The organism is Gangjinia marincola (assembly GCF_039523415.1).
GTDB lineage: Bacteria > Bacteroidota > Bacteroidia > Flavobacteriales > Flavobacteriaceae > Gangjinia > Gangjinia marincola.
The window spans coordinates 215,092-234,936 of record NZ_BAAAFG010000012.1 but is presented as its reverse complement, the minus strand read 5'-3'; the positions used below and the strand labels follow the sequence as shown (position 1 = coordinate 234,936).

The following is a 19,845-nucleotide window of genomic DNA, read 5'->3' as shown; positions in this document are numbered from 1 at the left end:
TATAATACCACATTAGTGTATATAATTTTTTTCTTTTTGTCAAAAATCAAGAGACAAGATGAAGAGATTCACATTAGCTTTAATATTATATCATTTTATTACGATAGCCGCTGCGCAAGATTATGGTTATCTAAGAAAAATTGATGAGAACTTATTACTACGCGATCTAGCTCTACTTAAACAGGGACTGGATAAACATCATTCTGGTATGTATTGGTACACGCATAAGGATAGTGTTGATAACGCATTCTCTACTGCAAAGATGAAGATAACGAAAGACCTCAATGAAATTGAATTTTTTAATATTGTCGCACCTTTAGTTGGTCTGTCTAGAGAAGATCATACTGATATAAAATTTTCAAATGAAACAAAAAAGTTCTTACAAAATGAAGCACACTATCTTCCGCTCAATGTTATTTTTCTCGATAAGAAAATGTATGTTGCAAAAAAGAGCAAATTATATGATAGCCCTCTTTTAGGAAAACAAATTTTAAGCATCAATGGTAAAAGTCCTTCTCAATTGGTCGATGAATTTGGTCAATTATTTGCTTCAGACGGCTACATCAAAGCTGTAAAATATTCTGATTTATATGCCCACAATTTTTCTCGATACCATTTTTTAAAATATGGTTTTATAAATGATTACTCCATTAAAGTTAAAGATTCTAGTGGCGTAATAAGTACTATTTTACTAAAAGCTAAAAAATTAAAGGATTTTAAAGATAGTATTGAACCAAAGAAACAAAGTTCATCAATTAAAGAAAATTTAGAATTTAAAATACTAAATGACACGATTGCCTATTTAGGTGTACATACTTTTTCAACTTCCAGTTATAGGTACAACAAAGAAAATAAAAGTCTCTCAACATTTTTAAAAAGTAGCTTTAAAAAAATTCATACCCTAGAAATTGATCATGTAATTATAGATGTAAGCAATAATGGTGGTGGTAATGAGGGTAATGAAAATTTATTATTTTCTTATGTTGCAGATAACTATAGAAAATATAATTCTGTTTGCGCAAAGAGCCAAGTATCTATACTAGATAATGGAATTGATAAGCCCGTAAAACTTAAAACTTTTGGGTTGCTGGAGCGGATTTTTGCCAATGATAAAATGCCCGATAAAAGTTATTGCCGAAAAGCTAATTGGGGATTTGGACTAATGGCTTATAAGAAAGAGCCTAATTATAAATACAAGGGGAAGCTTTATGTCATTATTAGTCCGGTAACATACTCTGGCGGCAGCGAATTTTCAAATATGATTAAAACCTCTAATCGCGGAATTTTTGTGGGAGAAGAAACAGGCGGAGGATATTACGGCAATACAAGCGGGTACAGAAGTAAATTAATTTTACCAAACTCAAAACTATCAATTTTTATTCCTTCGCTAAAATTTGATATGAATGTTCAAAATGGTGAATTTGGAAGAGGAGTGATTCCAGACTATAAAGTTATTCCAACGATCACAGAATATCTAGCTGGAAAAAATGTTCCTGTAGAATTTATCATAAATGGCAAAGCCGGTCACTAAGAATAAGAACGGAAGTAGTTGTGAGTTGTGAGCAAAAATAATAGCAAGCTAAAAAATAACACTGATACTAGAATTACTCAAAAAGATTCAAGGCAACTTCTCTTCCATATACTCGTACAACTCTCCTTTCGTAATATTAGCGCCTTGTTGGATTAATGCAAAGATATCACTGTTGCGCTCCTCTTCTTTGATCACTTTTTCACTTGAATATAAATTCACCCGATCATCCATTAGATTTTGCTGTAACCAGTTATAGCCCGTTGCAGTCGTAATATCAATATCATCACGATCAATTTTAATCCCAATCAAACTCATGGTTAAGGCAGAAACTTTAAATAAAAATAGCTGGTTGGTAGAGAAATGTTCCAGATAGTTGACTTGAGTTAGAACTCCCTCCCACACCAGATCACTAAAGAGATCCAGTTCCTCTTCGGCAACATTGGGCTTTTCCTTTTTAATGCTTTCCCACTCCTCTGCCGTTATTTTTTGAATAGCCAAAAAGTTGATAAATTCCTGGCGGAGTTCATCTAATTGCTCTTTAGTTAAGCGTGCGTATTTCAAACCTTTATAATTTTCTGCAAAAGTAAACATAAACCTTCAAAAATTTCGTTCGTATCTTTACTAGAATCAACTATTCATTTTGACTGCGCTCACAAATAAAATCACTCTTAAAGTAATTCTAAGCTATTTTGCTTTGACCCTACTGGTTGTGGTAGTAGGGTACATTGTATACGGGGAATTCACCAATTTTGTTGAAATCCAACAAAAAGATACACAAGAGAAAAATCATGTACTTAGGTTTGGTAAGCTACTTACCTATATGTACGAAAGTGAAGGATTAGCCCGTACTGCTCAGCAATCTGATAATCCAGGCGTCATTAGCCTGTATGAGGCAAAAAAGGATTCAATAACGAAAGAAATTGAGTTGTTGAAACAAATTATTCAAGATTCGGCTCAACGTCAGCGATTGGATAGCATTGCTATTCTAATTGATCAAAAAGCTGAAAACATCACAGCACTCCAACGTATTAGAAACGACAAAGGATCTGAGGTTACCCTGCAACGGGCGATCAATCAATTAAGTTCTATTGAATCCACCCTGGGCCGACTTACCTTAGAAGACTATACTAAAGACCCTGAAAAACTATCTCCCAGGATCAGAGATTTACTTGAAGAACGTATCGCCATTTATAATAAGTACATCCCGCGCGACTCCACAAATTCTGTGGATCAAAGCACGCTGGATTCTATCGTTACTGTATCTAGAAATGTCTTGCAAAGCATTCAGCAAGAAGTGGCGCAAGAAAGACAGGAGCTTATTTTTGAAGAACGAAAGCTTCAACAAAAAGACGTCATTATATCTGAGCAATTGCGCGAAATCATAGCAGATTTTGAACAAGAATTTTTGCAAACGGCACGAACTGTGGGCTTGGAGCAAAAAAGCATTCAGCGTAAAAGCGTCGACACTATTATATATGCCGCTATACTAGCTGCTATTCTGGTGATTATATTTTCGGTTTTAATTGTAAATGATTTTTGGAATACTCAGCGCTATAGGGTAAAAGCCGAAAAAACCAGCGAGTACAATCAAAAACTGCTTAAGAACCGCGAACAGCTCATCTCTATGGTAAGTCACGATCTCAAAACACCCTTAGGAACAATAAGCGGCTATAGCGAATTACTTAACGAATCTGCATTGGCGATCAAAGACCATTATTATGTTGATCGCATCAAAAAAGCATCCCATTACGTTAACCAATTGGTCGATGATCTTATGGATTACTCCAAGTTAGAAGCACATAAAATTACCATTGAAAAAGTCCCTTTTCATTTAGGTGATCTTATTAAAGACGTCATTGATCAATACAGTGATATTCATCCTGAGCGGTCAGTTGAAATTATCTTACATATTGATGATGTTTCAGGTCAACGCTTAGTGGGAGACCCTTTTAGGATTCGGCAAATTCTTTCAAATTTGATCGGTAATGCGGTTAAGTTTACTTCAGAAGGAAGCATTTGGGTATCAGCCAAATTAAATAAAAACAAAGATTTAGTTACTATTGAGATAAAGGATACAGGAATAGGTATTCAATCTGAAAAGCAAACCCTTATTTTTGAAGAATTCACACAGGCCGAAGAGTCTATTGAAAAACAGTACGGGGGATCTGGACTAGGACTTACCATTTCTAAAAAATTGGTTACACTGCTCAACGGTACGCTAAGCCTAACCAGTAAGGTTGGTGTAGGAAGTACATTCACCGTAATCTTACCCGCCCAGTTGGAAGAACCCCATTTGAGTAAGGATCAACCTGATAGCGCGCCAGATTCTGCAACTATTAGTGCGGTACTTATCGATGATGACGAAGCATTATTAGAATTGATCACAATTCTCATGAATCGTGAAAATATAAAGGTTCACCCGTTCAATAGTGGAGCAAAAGCGGTGCAACACATTAAAGATCTTAACTATAATCTTATTTTAACCGATATCCAGCTACCCGATTTTAATGGATTTCATATTGCAGAACAACTCAAAAATTCCCCTGATTTTAATTATATAGGTCAACCCATTATTGCTATGACCGGCCGTCAAAATATTGATGAATCATCCTATCTGGATGCAGGATTTTCGGCTGTGTTAAAAAAACCTTTTTCGGCTATACACTTACAACAAGTAGTAAAGCGAGCACTATATCCGGGTACCAATACACCCCATGCCTATTCTAATGGTAACATAAGTATGGACACTGCTATCACAGATTTTATCCATGATCCCGAAGATGAAAAATATGTCAGGTCTCTATTTAAAACTTCATCTACTAAAGATTTGAAAGAACTTCATAGTGCGGTGATCAATGATGATCAAAAAACAGTTTCTGCTAAACTACACAAGATGAGAACCATGTATTTACAGGTGAATGCGACTGATTTGGTTGATTTATTAGATCGCTTAGATCAGACTACAAATGTGAAGAAGCAACTTACATTAACTAAAAAGATGATCAAAAAAAACACCGTACTCTTTAAAACAAGCTTAAAAAGTTAGGCATCAATTTCATATTGCTTAAGCTTGTTATACAGAGTTTTACGAGTTATATTGAGGAGTTTGGCTGCTTTTGATTTGTTATTTTTTGCTTCGGCGAGTGCTGAAATAATCAAGTTCTTTTCGTGGGTCTTGGTTGAGAAAGTACCGTCTAAACTTGATGGAGTAGTTTTAGGATACAATAATTCCTGCGGAAGATGCTGTAGTCCAAGTAATTTATCTTGAGAAAGAAGTGTGGCTCTCTTGATCACATTTGCAAGTTCTCTAATGTTTCCGGGCCAGTCATACTGCTGAAAAATTGTCAATACCTCGTCAGAAAATCCAATTACCTCTTTGTTTAATTCGGCGTTAGCCTTAGCCAGAAAATGATCTGCAAAAATTAAGAGATCCTCCTTTCGTTCTGCCAGTCTGGGTACTTTGATAAAAAACTCATTGAGACGATGAAACAGGTCTTCTCTAAAATCTCCTGCTTCGACCGCTTTAGTTAAATCTTCATTCGTCGCTGTGATCAAACGTATGTCCACATTGATTTCATGATTGGCTCCAATAGGTTTAATTTTTCGCTCTTGCAATGCACGCAAAAGTTGTATTTGATTTTCATACGATAGATTACCCACTTCGTCTAAAAAAAGTGTGCCACCATTAGCAGCGGCAAAATGACCTTCTTTATCTTGAATTGCGCCCGTAAAAGAACCTTTGATGTGCCCAAAAAATTCGCTTCCTGCTATTTCGGCAGGAATTGCTCCGCAATCCACAGCTATGAATGCATTATCCTTTCTATCACTATGTTCATGAATACGCTTTGCAATAACCTCTTTTCCCGTACCACTATCGCCTAAGATTAAGACTGACATGGTGGTAGGGGCAACTAATTTAATGTACTCATTTAATTTTTTAGAAGATGCACTTATACCATAAACCAGCTTTTTTGTGGTATGCTCTGTGCTTGTTTCGATTTTCTTAGGTTGAGATACTTCACTCTTCAGCGCATTATTGATAACCACCAGCACCTCATCTTGATTAAACGGTTTAGAAATATAGTCAAAAGCCCCTTTCTTCATAGCTTTTACAGCTGTAGAAACATCTGCATAGCTAGTCATTAAGATGACCGGAATATGGGGTTGATATTTTTTAGCCGCAATGAGAATAGAGATTCCATCCCCATCTGGTAAACGCAAATCGGTAAAGACCAATTGATACGTGTTATTTTTTAATTTTTGCTTGGCATCCTCTGCTGTATAACACTGTTCTACCTCAAAATCTTTACGCAGTAGAAAGCGCTCAAGCATTGCAGAAAATGCTACATCATCCTCTATAAGTAAGATTTTAGCCACAGTTTTGATTTCTTATGGTAAAGATAACGCATAAAAAAGCCATGCATTGCTGCATGGCTTAAATAATTGATCAAGGTGATGATCAAAACAACCTACTAGCTACTCTTCATTGTCTTCTTCAGTTAGCCACTCGCCTTCTGCAGAGCAATATACTGTCTTAGCTTCACCTTCTACAGCGATCTCTAATTTGTATTTACCCTCTTCATTGGTGTGTGCCTTAATTAATTTTGCATCTGGGAAATCCTTTGCAAAAGAATTAACTACGGCTTGCGGTAATTCTGAAGCTGCTACTTCTTTGTATTCATCCTGTAGCACTGTTTCCATTATTCCGTCATGGAAGATAATAGGGGTTGATGCGAATGACGCAAAACTTGCTCCTACTACGAATGCTGCTGCTATTGCCAAATTTTTCATTGTTTTTAAAATTTAAAAGTTTATTTCTGTTTGATGTAAACTATAGAAAAACTGTACCAGTAGTGAATAATCAATCCTTTTAATACGTAAGATTTTGTTTATCAGAGTCTAACGTAAAGTTTAAACTATTTCAATTGCTTGAAATGTGTATAAACTGTATAACAAGCTGTATATATTAGAAACAAAAAACCCTCTGTCACAAAAGCTCCAGAGGGTTTTCTTATGCATTAAAGTGTAGTACTAACTCTCACTAACCACTTCAAAAGTTAAGGTTTCTACTACATCTCGATGAAAACGAATCGTCGCTTCATATTGACCGGTACGTTTAACAGCACCACCAGCAATAGAAATGAATTTCTTTTCAATTTCAATTCCTTCTTTCTCTAGAGCAGTAGATACATCTGCATTAGTTACGCTACCAAATAATTTTCCATCATTCCCTGCCTTTGCAGTAATATTGATTTCTAAACCATTAAGTCTTTGAGCCTCTTTATTCGCTGCATCAATAATCTTTTTGTCCTTGTAAGCTCTTTGCTTTAACTTCTCTGCCAAGGCTTTTTTAGCTGAAGGTGTTGCTAAGCTTGCGTATCCATGTGGGATCAAATAATTACGACCGTAACCATTTTTAACCTCTACTACATCGTCTGTAAATCCTAGATTATCAACGTCTTTGTTTAATATAAGTTCCATGATTATCTATTTTTATTTGTACAAATCGGTTACATAAGGCATGATTGCAATGTGACGTGCTCTTTTCACCGCTACAGCCACTTTACGCTGATATTTAAGAGAAGTACCCGTAATACGACGTGGTAATAATTTACCTTGTTCATTAACAAATGATCCTAAAAAGTCTGCGTCTTTATAATCTATGTACTTAATACCAGAACGCTTAAAACGACAGTATTTTTTCTTTGTACTTGTTTCTATATTTAACGGAGTAAGATATCTTATCTCTCCGTCTTTTTTTCCTTTTGCTTGTTGTTGTAAAGTTGCCATACTATGCGTTTTGCTTTTTACGGGTTCTTCTTTTTTCTGCCCACTCCACGGCATACTTGTCTAACTTAACGGTAAGATAACGCATCACGCGTTCATCTCTTCTAAACATAACCTCAAACGGTTCAATGATTTCTCCAGGAGCAGTGAACTCAAACAAGTGATAAAAACCACTCTTTTTGTTTTGAATTTCGTACGCTAATTTTTTAAGACCCCAGTCTTCTTTGTGAATCATTTTGGCACCTTTTGAAACAATGAAATCCTCAAATTTCTTTACTGTCTCCTTTATCTGATCTTCAGATAAAACGGGATTCAAAATGAAAACAGTTTCGTAATGATTCATATTATTTTATTAAAATTGGCTGCAAAAGTAATGCTTTATTTCTTATTAGCCAAGGATGACGCCACGGGTAAAAGAGTAATTCACAGTAAATAGTTAAAAACTTACAGGATTATAGGAATTTATATTTGTTAAAATAATAAATAATCAATACTATTGTTTGATTAAGTAAGAAACTAACTGCGTGGAAAATATTAAATTAAAATGTGCTGTTGTTGATGACTCTGGTTTACAGCGACTTGCTATGGTAAAACTTATTAAAGATCATCCTAATCTTGAATTAGTAGCACAATATGGAAATGCCATCGAGACTAAAAAGGGACTTGCTAACACTCGCGTTGATTTAATCTTTCTCGATATTGAGATGCCCATTTTAACTGGATTTGATCTTTTAGACGGATTGCCCAATAAGCCCGAAGTTATTTTTGTAGCAGGTAAAACGCAATATGCCTTTAAAGCATTTGATTATGAGCCGGTGGATTATTTAAGTAAACCTGTGGACAAAAGCAGGTTTGAACTTGCAATACAAAAAGCTATTGCCGCGTTCGTTCTCAAGAATAAGAATCTCTATGAAAATGATGATAATTACATCTTTATAAAAAGTAATCAAAAGAAACACAAGGTTTACCTCAATAACATTCGCTATGTTGAAGCCTTAGGGGATTATGTGAAGTTCGTAACAGATGAAGACAGCTACGTAGTCCTTTCTACCATGAAAGCATATGAAAAGGAATTACCCCAAGATCAATTTATGCGTATTCATAAATCCTTTTTAATCAACCTACACAGGGTTGAAGGATATAATAGTAAATATGCCATGGTAAGTGGAACAGATATTCCAATTAGCCGCCATAAAAAAAAGAATATGGTTGAAGCTTTAGAAGAATTAAAAAAGGACTAAATCTAATAGGGATCAACATTTATAATTACGCGAACTGATCTATACGATCCAATCGCTTCATAACTTTTAAGTACTCTGCGGAGTACTTTTTTTGTTTTAGGAAGGGACTGCCCTTGCGGAATTTTAAGTAATACATTTTTATGATACTGATTACGAATACGAGAAATCGGCGGATACTCTGGTCCTAACACATGCTCACCAAATTGTTGACGCATGACATCAGCGGTCCATTGAGAGGCATCATTGACACGATTAAAATCTCTCCCTTTAAATGTCAATCGAATGAGCCTAAAAAAAGGCGGATAATGAAATACTTCTCTATCCTTAATTTGATCTCTATACATTCCCGCATAATCATAACGAACGACTTGCTTTATGATGGCGTGATTTGGATTGAAACTTTGGATCAAAACTTCTCCCTGTTGTTGGGTACGCCCTGCTCTCCCTGCGACTTGTAACATCAATTGAAAACTTCTTTCATACGCTCTAAAATCAGGATAATTTAATAAGCTGTCTGCACTCATTATCCCGACCAAATCAACATTTCTAAAGTCTAATCCTTTAGAAAGCATTTGGGTTCCCACTAAAATATCAATTTCGGCATTCTCAAAAGCATGGATAATTTTTTCATATCCATGCTTACCACGTGTGGTATCCAAATCCATGCGGGCAGATGTAGCTTTTGGAAATAATTCTTTTAGTTCTGCCTCAATTTGCTCTGTACCAAAACCCTTTGTCGTCAATTGATTACTTTCACACACCAGGCAGTGTGTCTGCATGGCCATGTGATATCCGCAATAATGACAACGCAATTGATTGTTGTATTGATGGTAGGTCAGGCTTACGTCACAATTCGCGCATTGAGGAACATGTCCACAACTATTGCACGTTAAAATCGGAGAATACCCCCTTCGATTTTGAAATAAAATAACCTGTTTTTGCGCCTTCAAAGTTCGTTCAATTGCCAGGATCAAATCGTTAGAGAAATTTCCCTTCATCTCTTTGCGCTTATGTTTATCGCCAAGGTGAATTGTCTTGATTACAGGAGGTAAAATGTTTTTAAAACGTTCTCCTAACTCTACCAGTTGGTATTTGTCTTGTTGTGCATTAAAATAGCTTTCCACACCGGGTGTGGCAGACCCCAGAACAATGTTGGCATCAAATTGTTTTGCTAAAACGATCGCGGCATCCCGGGCATGATAACGTGGTGCAGGATCGTATTGCTTATAACTACTCTCATGGGACTCGTCTACAACAATCAACCCCAGATTAGTAAAAGGTAGTAAAACCGAGGATCTGGCTCCAATGACAATTTTGCCTTTAGTACCTTCTTTGATGTGCCGGTAGACTTCTACGCGCTCCTGTACAGAGTATTTACTATGGTAGACTAAGACTTCCTGACCAAAGTAGGATTGTAATCTTGAGATGAGTTGTGTGGTGAGCGCAATTTCAGGTAATAGATAAAGAATTTGCTTTTTAAGCTGAAGTGCTTTCTCTATGAGTTTTATGTAGATTTCGGTTTTGCCCGAAGAGGTGACACCATGCAATAAACACACACGATTCTTTTTAAAACCTTGTTCTATTTGAGCATGCGCTGTTTGTTGTACTGTTGAAAGTTCTAAATCACCCGAAGAATTTTCGGTATCATAGTGTATTCGATCTTTTTGAAGATGATACTCCTCTAAAATATCTTTAACGATCAAAATTTTGATTGTTCCTGAGGATGCATTACTAACCTTAGTTAGAGTTGCAACCTCTATAGGACCCTTATCTTTAGCTTGAAGCGAAAATAAGTTCAGGATAACTTCGCGCTGTTTAGGCGCCCTGCTTAATTGATCCAACAATTTATGTAGTGCTTCATCTGAAGCATACGAAGGGTGCAATCGAACATAACGAACTAGTTTGGGTTTATACTGCTCATATAGCTCTTGAGTGAGATCAACTACTCCTTTTTGAACTAAGGCATTAAGGATAGGTAGCACTCTTTTTTTATCTAACAACTGCATTACTTCGTGCACTTTAAGAGAGCTTTGCGCATGTAGTGCTTCCGTAATTAGGAATTCGTCATCTGTTAGTTCTACTTCTGCTTCGGTTGTAGACGTATTTAATTGGATAATAGTCTCACTTTCTAATAATAATGCTCCCGGCAATGCTGCTTTCATTACTTCGCCTTCCGCACACATATAATATGACGCTATCCATTGCCAAAAAGCCAATTGTTCAGCAGTAACAATTGATTCATCATCCAGAACCTGATCTATATATTTAGCCTCATAATGAAGCGGTTGCTGATCATGTATTTTGCAAATTATACCTGTATAGATTTTTGATTTTCCAAAAGGTACTGAAACACGCATCCCAACTTCAATTCGCCGTTCGAATTCTGGCGGAATTTTATATGTGAAGTACTGGGCGAGTGGCAAGGGTAAAAGCACATCCAGGAAAGACTTCATACTAAAGAAATAAGGAATTACTTAACGCGTTTCCATTGTTGAGTGCGATAGAAAAAAGCAATATATCCACGAACGTTAAGTAGATCAGGATTATCTTCATCCAACCAAATTTTCACATCATATACTTTGCCGTTCTCGGGATCAGTAACCGTACCATCTTCAAACTCATCGTCACCCTGATCATACTCTAAATCTTTGAGAATGACAAGACCTTCAATGGGTTGATTTTTATCCTGACCTTTACATAAGGTACAGATTCTGTCACGTTCAGACTCTTTTAAAATACGAACTACTTTGCCGTACAGCTTGCCGTCATCCTCATAAATTTCAACTATAGACTTCGCAACACCACTTTCATCATCAATGGTTTTCCAGCTTCCGGTCACTTCTTGTGAAATAACTCTCGGACTAAAAAAAATCAGTGCAACAAAACAAATAAACACTCTTTTCATAAAAATAAATATAATAAAAAAACGCCCCATTTGAGGACGTTTTTATTTTGATTATAGCAGATCTACTTGCCTAACATAGCTTTCTTAAGATCATCGTCTGCCGGTTTACTAGAAAGCCAAATACCAAATAATGCTTTTTTAAAGTCCATGCCTTCTACGACTCCTTTTTCTTTACCATTTTTATATACGACTACTCCACGAGAAGGTTGATATGTAATATCAAATACATCTTCACGAGAAATCTCATCCATAAAGAAACCTTTAAAGGTTTTGATTTTATCTGCTATAGGAGCTGTGTTGCCTTTAGTGCTATTTTCAAATCCTTCATTTACAGCATCAATCATTTTATCACTGGAAATTAAACGTGAAACGATATGAAGTTTAATTGCCATAGTCTCATCTGCTGCGATTATCTTGTTCGCATCACCAGACTTATTCATTAAATATAATCCGCCTGCATACAAATCAATCCACATCTTTTCACGTACACCTGCTCCATTGAGCATTAGTTGACTCTCACCAAAGGTAACCGAATTTGGTAATGTTGCATCACCAACTTTAGTTTGTGCATTAAGCATTACTGATGCGCAGATAGCGAAACAAAGTATTAATTTTTTCATCATTTCTATTTTTCTATTATTGTGTTAATTAGGATTAAGGTTTTTGTTGTTTTTTAGGCGATGTAATGAAGCATTAAGCTCAAAACCAAGCAGCAATATATTAGAATTTAGCCAAATATACACCATCAAAATTAAAAGTGCTCCTATTGAACCATATAGCTCATTATAAGAGCCAAAATTTTCAATATAAAGGCTAAACAAGTAGGTAAATAATAAAATCAATAGTGTTGTGAAAATGGCTCCAACAGAAAAGAAACGGGATTGCTTAGATTCCTTCGTCCCAAAGTAAAATAACGTGGCTACAATACTAAAAATCATGACAATCACAATCAATCCTCTTCCTAAAAAAGCATACACCGCTCCATCTTGAACAAATCCACCTTTTGTAAATACTTCAATCAAATACGACAAGTATATGATTGATATAACCGTAGTAAACAATAACAATGCCACAATAAATGATACTCCCATAGCCACCGCATACTGCCGAATAAAAGAGCGATTAATTTGTGTATGTACAGAAAACTCAAAGCCGGTAAATGCAGCGTTAATGCCATTAGCCATTAAAAAAATAGATAATAGGAACCCAAAAGAAAGTAAGCCTGCGCGTGGTTTATCGATAATATCTAACAAAACATCATCCACAAAAGGTTGACTTTGAGTAGGAATTAATTCAAGAATAAAATCAAATAGTTCTGCCTGAAAATCGTCAATAAACCACACAAAAGGAATAAGGTTTATGACAAAGAGGATGAATGGGAAAATGGCCATAAAAAAACTAAATGCTATCGCACTTGCCCGTGTAGCAAAGGTTCCTTTAATAATTCCTGGAATGTATAGGTTTGCTAGATCATATAAGGTTAATCCTTCAAAACCCAGAAGCTTGACCTTTTGGGTAATGGAGATTAACCACCCTAAGATTGGAATATTTTTAAATGGATTGCGCAAGTTGTTTGAGTTAAACCGCCTTTAAGCTCAGATCCATATTGTATACCGAGTGGGTTAATGCACCACTTGAGATAAAATCCACACCACAATCAGCATAATTTCTAATCGTATCTAATGTAATCCCACCACTGGATTCTGTTAAACATTGATCACCAATAATGGAAACAGCTTCTCTCGTCGTGTCATAATCAAAATTATCCAGTAGTATTCGGTAAACTCCTCCAACAGCCAGTATTTCTTTCACTTCATCCAAATTTCGGGCTTCGACAATAATTTTTAAATCAAGATTTTCTCTCTTCAAATACAAATGAGTTTTCTCTATAGCTTGTTTGATTCCGCCAGCAAAATCAATGTGATTATCCTTAAGCATAATCATATCATATAGCGCGAACCTGTGATTTTCTCCCCCGCCGATCTTAACGGCCCATTTCTCTAATGCCCTAATACCAGGAGTTGTTTTACGTGTATCAAGTACTTTGGCGTCTGTTCCCTCTAATTTCTTTACATAGTCTTTTGTTTTAGTAGCAATTGCACTCATACGCTGCATTGCATTAAGTACAAGGCGTTCTGCTTTTAGAATAGATTGACTCGACCCACTCACATGAAATGCTACATCACCATATTTTACAGCAGTACCATCACTAATAAAAGTATCCACTCGCAATCCCCTATCTATATATTTAAATACCTGCTTGGCAAATTCAACCCCCGCTAAAATACCGTCATCTTTAATGAGCAATTTAGCTTTACCCTCAGCATTAGTAGGGATGCATGCCAGCGAACTATGATCACCGTCACCAACATCCTCTCTCACCGCATTAACGATAATTTGTTGAATTTCGGCATTAAACTGATCTGCAGATATCATGAAATTAGTTTTTAGCTAAAGTAAGAATTGAACAAAGTAAAACCTATTTTTACACGTATTTTAGTCCGTATGAATATTACTCTTATCAGCGTTGGTAAAACTGATGATCGCGATTTACAGCACTTGCTTGATCAATATGTAAAGCGTTTAAGTCATTACGTGTCCTTTGAGTGGATTATTATCCCCGACTTGAAAAACGCCAAGCGTATGGATGAGAAGCATCAAAAAATAAAAGAAGGAGAGGCTATTTTAAAAAAGGTACAAACAGCAGATCGACTGATTTTATTAGATGAAAAGGGAAAGCAATACACTTCTCTCGCTTACGCGGAATGGATGCAGAAGAAAATGAATAGCGGACTCAAAAACCTGGTATTTGTTATTGGTGGGCCTTATGGATTTTCTGAAGCAGTTTACCGGCGATCTGATGAAAAACTATCCTTTTCTACCATGACATTCTCCCATCAAATGATTCGCCTGTTTTTTGTTGAACAAGTATACAGAGCCTATACCATCTTAAAAAATGAACCCTATCATCATCGTTAATATACTCCTATGAAACTTGTTTTTGCAACGCACAATCTTAATAAATATGAAGAAGTAAAAGAATTAATGCCTGCACACATTGAACTTCTTTCTTTGCATGATATTAATCAAATGGAAGAAATTCCTGAAACTCAGCCTACCATTGAAGGCAATGCATTACAAAAGGCAAGATTTGTGAAAGATAGATTTAACTTGAATTGTTTTGCAGATGATACGGGTTTAGAAGTTTCGGCCTTAGACGGAGCACCCGGAGTATTTTCGGCACGCTATGCGGGGCCAAAAAAGGATCCTAATGATAATATGAATAAGCTTCTTCAGCAATTATCGAACAAAGATGATCGCAGTGCGCAATTCAAAACAATTATAGCATTACTACTCAATGGTAAGGAATATCTTTTTGAGGGGATCTGCGAAGGCACAATCACTAAGGCAAAAATTGGAAGTCAGGGATTTGGTTACGATCCTGTTTTTAAACCTAAAGGCTCCAAAATCACCTTTGGGGAGATGCAAATGAGCGATAAAGCCGTATATAGCCATAGAGCAAAAGGCATTAAAAAGCTCATTAACTTCCTAAACAATTGATAATCAATTAAAAAAGTATTTCGCCTTTGCATCTAATAATCGTTTATTAAGACGTATCTTTGCGCGCTTAAAACGAACACCTTTGTTCATTCAGTGCGTTTAGAGGACCTCACACGACCTGTGAAACTGCGTGAATTGAGGACTTAAATAAAAACGAATGAACGCATTTAGTACGTTAGGACTTAACGCAGAGCTAGTCGCTGCGGTTGAAGATTTGGGTTTTGAAACTCCCAGTGAAATCCAAGAAAAAGCAATTCCATTACTCTTAGAACAAGAAACCGATTTGGTTGCTCTTGCACAAACAGGAACAGGTAAAACAGCTGCTTTTGGATTACCCTTGCTACAACATATTGATGTTAATAGCAAGCAAACACAGGGGTTGATACTTTCACCTACCCGTGAGCTTTGTTTACAAATCACGAATGAAATTCAAAACTATGGGAAGAAGATTAAAGGTCTTCGCACCGTAGCCGTATATGGTGGCGCCAGCATTACAGATCAAGCGAGACAAATTAATCGTGGTGCACATGTCATTGTGGCTACTCCAGGAAGGATGAAAGATATGATTCGTCGTAAAATCATTGATATCACCAACATTGAATATTGCATTCTTGATGAAGCCGATGAGATGTTGAACATGGGATTTTATGAAGATATCACCGATATTTTATCTGGAACCCCAGATGATAAAAGCACGTGGTTGTTTAGTGCAACAATGCCTAAAGAGGTAGCTACTATCGCCAAAAAATTCATGCACTCTCCTCATGAAATTACGGTAGGTACTAAAAATACAGGAGCTAAAAATGTTACTCACGAATATTACATGGTGGGCGGCAGAGATCGCTATAGAGCTTTAAAACGCCTGGCAGATGCGAATCCAGATATCTTTTCGGTCATTTTTTGCAGAACCAAACGCGACACCCAAAAAGTAGCAGAACAACTGATCACAGATGGCTACAATGCCGCGGCTATTCACGGGGATCTAAGTCAAGCACAACGTGACCTGGTCATGAACAGCTTTAGAAAACGTCAAGTCAGTATGCTTGTAGCAACTGATGTTGCTGCACGTGGTATTGATGTAGATGATATCACCCACGTGATCAATTATCAATTGCCAGATGAGATCGAGACATACACGCACAGATCAGGTCGTACCGGTAGAGCCGGTAAAACAGGAACTTCTATGGTGATCATTACCAAAAGTGAGTTTAGAAAGATCAGACAAATTGAAAAGGTGATCAGCAAATCCTTTGAACAAAAGGAATTACCCAGCGGAAAAGAAATCTGTAAAACGCAGTTATTACATCTGGCGAACAGCGTAAAAAAGACCGAAATCAATCATGAGATTGATGCATTCTTACCGCAGATTGAAGAAATTCTAGAAGGCTATTCCAAAGAAGAACTCATTAAAAAATTCTTCACAGTAGAGTTCACACGCTTTTTCAACTATTACAAGAACGAACCTAAGATTAATACGCCGTCGGCAGATGGAAAAGACTATGCCCAGAGCAATGGGAATGAGGTTCGCTACTTTATCAATCTTGGAGAACGCGATGATTTTAACTGGATGACCTTAAAGGATTATCTTAAAGACAATCTAAACTTAGGTCGCGACGGAGTCTTTAAAGTAGATGTGATGAACAGCTTCGCATTTTTTAATACCGAAGCAGACAAGCAAGAACAGGTATTTGAACTTGCCCAGGAGCTTACGCATAATGGTCGTAAAGTTGAAATAGAGCTTACGAAAGATAAAGGAAATCGCGGCGGAAAACCTGGCAGAAGATCTGGTGGTGGTGGAAAAAGACGTAGAAGTGATGGTGAAGGAGGAAGCCGAAGACGCAGCGAATCCCGTGGAGGAGACAGAGGTTTTAGCGGCGGTTCTAGAAGATCTGGTGGTGGAGCTTCCGGAAAAGGCAAAAAACCTTCTTTTCAAAGCAGATCCAAACGCAGAAGTAAATAGTAATTTTTTTTCATATGCATACAAGACTGCAGAACGGATTAAATTCTGTCGTTTTTGCATGATCATAAAGACAGTTCCTAAAAACGGTTCGGGATTGAATATATCTTGAAAGAATATTTTCAGGAATGATTTACTCAACACATCATTTTGGTACGGTTTTCTCTTTAGGATATTGTAACTTTGTTGCTTGTATACGTTTATGAAACGAATTTTATATCTTTTTACATTCTTTTTTATCGCTGCGCTGCATGCTCAAACCGAAGCAGAAGTCATAAAAGGGACTGTTCTCAATGGTACTGATGACACCCCGTTAAACAATGTAAACATCATTAATCTCAATGCTGTAAAAGGTACCATCTCTGACGAGGAGGGGAAATTTGAAATTCGGGCGACACCCAACGATACCTTATATTTCTCTTATTTAGGGTTTGAACCTATTCAAGTGAAGGTTACGAATGACTGGACAAAGTACGGTGAAGTCAAAATCAAAATGACTGAAGTTGGCATCGCTCTTGAAGAAGTCGAAATTAAACCTGTAAAACTAACCGGTTACTTAGAAATTGACGCAAAAAACATTCCGATTTACGAGAATTACCGTTACAGTATTTCTGGACTCAATACGGGGTATGAAGGCGGTCCGGATCAACCCGGGGCAATCACTAAAGTGATAAAGTCCATCTTTAATCCGGCAGATTTCTTGTACAACACCTTTGGAAAACGAGGTAAACAAATGCGTAAACTGCGCAAAATGAAAGAAGATGATGAGATTAGAAATCTGCTTCAATCTAAATACGACCGTCAAACCCTTTCTGCCCTGCTCCAAATTACCAAAGTCGATATTGACGAAATTCTTAGACGCTGCAGTTACTCTGATGATTTTATTAAGACGGCGAATGATCTTCAACTCTTAGACGCAATTAGTGGTTGCTATGAGGATTATAAAGTGCTAGAACAGAAGAATTAATACGCCGGTGGTATATTGGTAGGTTGTATTTTGGAATATTTGTACGTTGGTATATTAGCATGATTGTAGACTAATCCTGAAAGTGTTGATTCTAGCTTAAAAAAATTCACCCTAAAGACTCATCAACTAATGGCTTATTCTCAAGAGTCTCTTTTCTAATCACCTCATGCCTAATGCCCCATGTCCTCATCCCTTGTCAACTCATAACCTCATCAACTCACGACTCATTTTCTCCCTCGTACCTTTCCAAAATCTGATCAATACTTTTGATGGTGTTTTTAATCCATTGAAAATAAATCACCCTTTGCTGATCTGCCGGAATCTGCCAGTTGAGATCACTTTTTCTAAGTCGGGTGGTGAGTTGCTCCAAAATGATTGCCGCCGCGACAGAGATGTTTAAACTTTCTGTAAAGCCAACCATGGGAATTTTTAGGTATTCATCAGCCTCTTCCATTACAATATCACTTAACCCTTCTTTCTCCGTTCCAAAAAAGAAGGCAGCAGGCTTAGTAATATCAAAATCTGACACGTATTGCGCATCATGATGCGGCGTTGTGGCTACAATACTGTAGCCTTTTGCACGAAGCTTAACCATGCACTCCCCTACTTTGTTATGTTTTTCTAGCGTAACCCATTTTTGTGCGCCTAGAGCGATTTTAGTATCTATTCTGTTTTTATAAATTTCTTCAACCAAGTGTAAGGCCTGCACCCCAAACACATCACACGAACGCACCACAGCTGCAGCGTTGTGATGTTGGTACACATCTTCGGTCACAACAGTAAAATGATTAGTGCGTTGGGCTAGAATGTGTTTAAAGCGTTCTCTGCGCTCATCGGTGATAAAACCTTCAACATATTGAATCAAATGATCGGTAAGCTTCTCCTTCATGATCACGAAAATACTAAAACAAAAAAATCCCGACCATACGGTCGGGATTAGTTTTAGTTAGAAAACTATTTATTAGTCTTCGTTTGATCCAATGTTACCTTGAGCAACGATTGTACTTAAATCATCACCTGGTCCTAAATGCACATTTATGTATGCATCAAGATCAAAAACATCTGAATAAGATAGGTCTGTATCGTCGTTTAATGCAGACAAATTAGTCCTACTGATCCCTGTGGTACCATCTACCGGCTCAAAAGAAAAAATAATTGCTCCACCGCCCGGATTTGCATTTCCAGCATGAATATGCGCCGGGTGCGTAGCCCCATCAATAGTATTTTGAATGTTTAAAGTGACGAGACTAGAACCACCAGCTCTTTCCTCAAATGTCGCAGTACCTGAAATTCCCGGCTCATCCTTTTCATCTAATTCATACACCTTGAAATTTCCTGTTAGTTCATTTGACCCTATATCTCCTTGAGCTGCTAATACACTAAGATCATCAAATTTGTGAACATTAATGTAACCATTGTAATTCAATAGTTGATCATAAGTGATTGTTTCATCATTATCATCATCGTCATCATCTCCAAAAAGTTCGCTCACAATTGTAACACTCTCTCCTGTAGTTCCGTCTACCGGTGTAAATGTAACCACTATAGCTCCCATACCTGGAAACGCTGACCCCGCATGTATGTGTGCAGCATAATCTTCACCATCTTCTAAATCACCATCTAGGTCTAATGTAACTTCTGTTGTTCCATCTTCTAATTCTCTAAAGGTTGCTGTACCAGAAACACCATCAATATCTCGCTCACCTAATTGGTATACTTTAGACTCACCAGTAAAATCTACATTTACATCTCCATCATCATCGTCTCCACATCCCGTGAAAACTAATGATAACGCCATCATACTCATTACTAATTTTTTCATTGCTTATTATATTTGATTTATGCGATGATACTACTTTTGTAGCGTTAGTGTAAATTTGATCAACAATCTTAATA

20 protein-coding genes are annotated in these 19,845 nt (G+C 36.9%); 7 read left to right on the top strand and 13 right to left on the bottom strand.

Annotated features, from left to right (window positions below):
• Positions 1 to 58 precede the first annotated feature (58 nt).
• A complete protein-coding gene (locus ABD000_RS05620; protein ID WP_343764775.1) occupies positions 59 to 1,531 on the top strand; it encodes a S41 family peptidase in 1,473 nt (490 codons plus the stop codon).
• 87 nt (positions 1,532 to 1,618) lie between these two features.
• On the opposite strand, the gene ABD000_RS05615 is transcribed toward ABD000_RS05620, so the two are convergent.
• On the bottom strand, positions 1,619 to 2,092 hold the full coding sequence (locus tag ABD000_RS05615) for a DUF6495 family protein (RefSeq protein WP_343764774.1): 474 nt from the start codon (positions 2,090 to 2,092) through the stop codon (positions 1,619 to 1,621).
• Between the two features lie 79 nt (positions 2,093 to 2,171).
• Here ABD000_RS05615 and ABD000_RS05610 point away from each other — a divergent pair, with 79 nt between their 5' ends.
• The gene (locus tag ABD000_RS05610; RefSeq protein ID WP_343764773.1) at positions 2,172 to 4,577 is read left to right on the top strand and encodes a hybrid sensor histidine kinase/response regulator; all 2,406 of its coding nucleotides are present in this window, start codon (positions 2,172 to 2,174) and stop codon (positions 4,575 to 4,577) included.
• Here the strand turns inward: ABD000_RS05610 and ABD000_RS05605 are convergent.
• From ABD000_RS05605 to rpsF, 5 genes are all read right to left on the bottom strand, one after another.
• Positions 4,574 to 5,908 (bottom strand): sigma-54-dependent transcriptional regulator, encoded by a 1,335-nt coding sequence (locus tag ABD000_RS05605; protein WP_343764772.1) that lies wholly within the window; start codon positions 5,906 to 5,908, stop codon positions 4,574 to 4,576. The genes ABD000_RS05610 and ABD000_RS05605 overlap by 4 nt on opposite strands.
• Positions 5,909 to 6,007: 99 nt before the next feature.
• Positions 6,008 to 6,322 carry a hypothetical protein gene (locus tag ABD000_RS05600; RefSeq protein ID WP_343764771.1) on the bottom strand — a complete coding sequence of 105 codons (315 nt, stop codon included), beginning with the start codon at positions 6,320 to 6,322 and terminating at the stop codon, positions 6,008 to 6,010.
• 240 nt (positions 6,323 to 6,562) lie between these two features.
• Entirely contained in the window at positions 6,563 to 7,012 is a 450-nt protein-coding gene (gene rplI, locus ABD000_RS05595; protein WP_343764770.1) for a 50S ribosomal protein L9, read from the bottom strand.
• Between the two features lie 12 nt (positions 7,013 to 7,024).
• Entirely contained in the window at positions 7,025 to 7,321 is a 297-nt protein-coding gene (gene rpsR / locus ABD000_RS05590) for a 30S ribosomal protein S18 (protein WP_343764769.1), read from the bottom strand.
• Between the two features lies 1 nt (position 7,322).
• Positions 7,323 to 7,661, bottom strand: a complete 339-nt coding sequence (gene rpsF / locus ABD000_RS05585; protein WP_343764768.1) for a 30S ribosomal protein S6 — start codon at positions 7,659 to 7,661, stop codon at positions 7,323 to 7,325.
• Positions 7,662 to 7,851: 190 nt separating this feature from the next.
• Between rpsF and ABD000_RS05580 the strand changes: the two genes are divergently transcribed.
• Positions 7,852 to 8,559, top strand: coding sequence for a LytR/AlgR family response regulator transcription factor (locus tag ABD000_RS05580; RefSeq protein ID WP_343764806.1), 708 nt, complete (start codon positions 7,852 to 7,854; stop codon positions 8,557 to 8,559).
• A gap of 2 nt (positions 8,560 to 8,561) precedes the next feature.
• Here the strand turns inward: ABD000_RS05580 and priA are convergent, their stop codons facing one another.
• From priA to nadC, 5 genes are all read right to left on the bottom strand, one after another.
• The gene (gene priA, locus ABD000_RS05575; protein ID WP_343764767.1) at positions 8,562 to 11,012 is read right to left on the bottom strand and encodes a replication restart helicase PriA; all 2,451 of its coding nucleotides are present in this window, start codon (positions 11,010 to 11,012) and stop codon (positions 8,562 to 8,564) included.
• A gap of 17 nt (positions 11,013 to 11,029) precedes the next feature.
• Complete coding sequence (locus ABD000_RS05570) at positions 11,030 to 11,464, bottom strand: DUF2147 domain-containing protein (RefSeq protein ID WP_343764766.1); 435 nt, start codon at positions 11,462 to 11,464, stop codon at positions 11,030 to 11,032.
• A 62-nt stretch (positions 11,465 to 11,526) separates the two neighbouring features.
• Positions 11,527 to 12,084, bottom strand: coding sequence for a chalcone isomerase family protein (locus tag ABD000_RS05565; RefSeq protein ID WP_343764765.1), 558 nt, complete (start codon positions 12,082 to 12,084; stop codon positions 11,527 to 11,529).
• A 24-nt stretch (positions 12,085 to 12,108) separates the two neighbouring features.
• On the bottom strand, positions 12,109 to 13,032 hold the full coding sequence (locus ABD000_RS05560; protein WP_343764764.1) for a YihY/virulence factor BrkB family protein: 924 nt from the start codon (positions 13,030 to 13,032) through the stop codon (positions 12,109 to 12,111).
• 10 nt (positions 13,033 to 13,042) lie between these two features.
• Positions 13,043 to 13,900, bottom strand: coding sequence for a carboxylating nicotinate-nucleotide diphosphorylase (gene nadC, locus ABD000_RS05555; RefSeq protein ID WP_343764763.1), 858 nt, complete (start codon positions 13,898 to 13,900; stop codon positions 13,043 to 13,045).
• A gap of 69 nt (positions 13,901 to 13,969) precedes the next feature.
• On the opposite strand from nadC, the gene rlmH reads away from it, so the two are divergent.
• The 4 genes from rlmH to ABD000_RS05535 all read left to right on the top strand — a co-directional run bounded on the left by rlmH (position 13,970) and on the right by ABD000_RS05535 (position 17,949).
• Entirely contained in the window at positions 13,970 to 14,443 is a 474-nt protein-coding gene (gene rlmH, locus ABD000_RS05550) for a 23S rRNA (pseudouridine(1915)-N(3))-methyltransferase RlmH (RefSeq protein WP_343764762.1), read from the top strand.
• 9 nt (positions 14,444 to 14,452) lie between these two features.
• On the top strand, positions 14,453 to 15,025 hold the full coding sequence (locus tag ABD000_RS05545) for a non-canonical purine NTP diphosphatase (protein ID WP_343764761.1): 573 nt from the start codon (positions 14,453 to 14,455) through the stop codon (positions 15,023 to 15,025).
• A 157-nt stretch (positions 15,026 to 15,182) separates the two neighbouring features.
• On the top strand, positions 15,183 to 16,985 hold the full coding sequence (locus ABD000_RS05540) for a DEAD/DEAH box helicase (protein ID WP_343764760.1): 1,803 nt from the start codon (positions 15,183 to 15,185) through the stop codon (positions 16,983 to 16,985).
• 199 nt (positions 16,986 to 17,184) lie between these two features.
• Positions 17,185 to 17,949, top strand: a complete 765-nt coding sequence (locus tag ABD000_RS05535) for a carboxypeptidase-like regulatory domain-containing protein (protein ID WP_343764759.1) — start codon at positions 17,185 to 17,187, stop codon at positions 17,947 to 17,949.
• A 217-nt stretch (positions 17,950 to 18,166) separates the two neighbouring features.
• On the opposite strand, the gene ABD000_RS05530 is transcribed toward ABD000_RS05535, so the two are convergent.
• A complete protein-coding gene (locus ABD000_RS05530; protein ID WP_343764758.1) occupies positions 18,167 to 18,838 on the bottom strand; it encodes a TrmH family RNA methyltransferase in 672 nt (223 codons plus the stop codon).
• Positions 18,839 to 18,910: 72 nt separating this feature from the next.
• Entirely contained in the window at positions 18,911 to 19,771 is an 861-nt protein-coding gene (locus tag ABD000_RS05525; RefSeq protein WP_343764757.1) for a hypothetical protein, read from the bottom strand.
• Between the last annotated feature and the right edge of the window lie 74 nt (positions 19,772 to 19,845).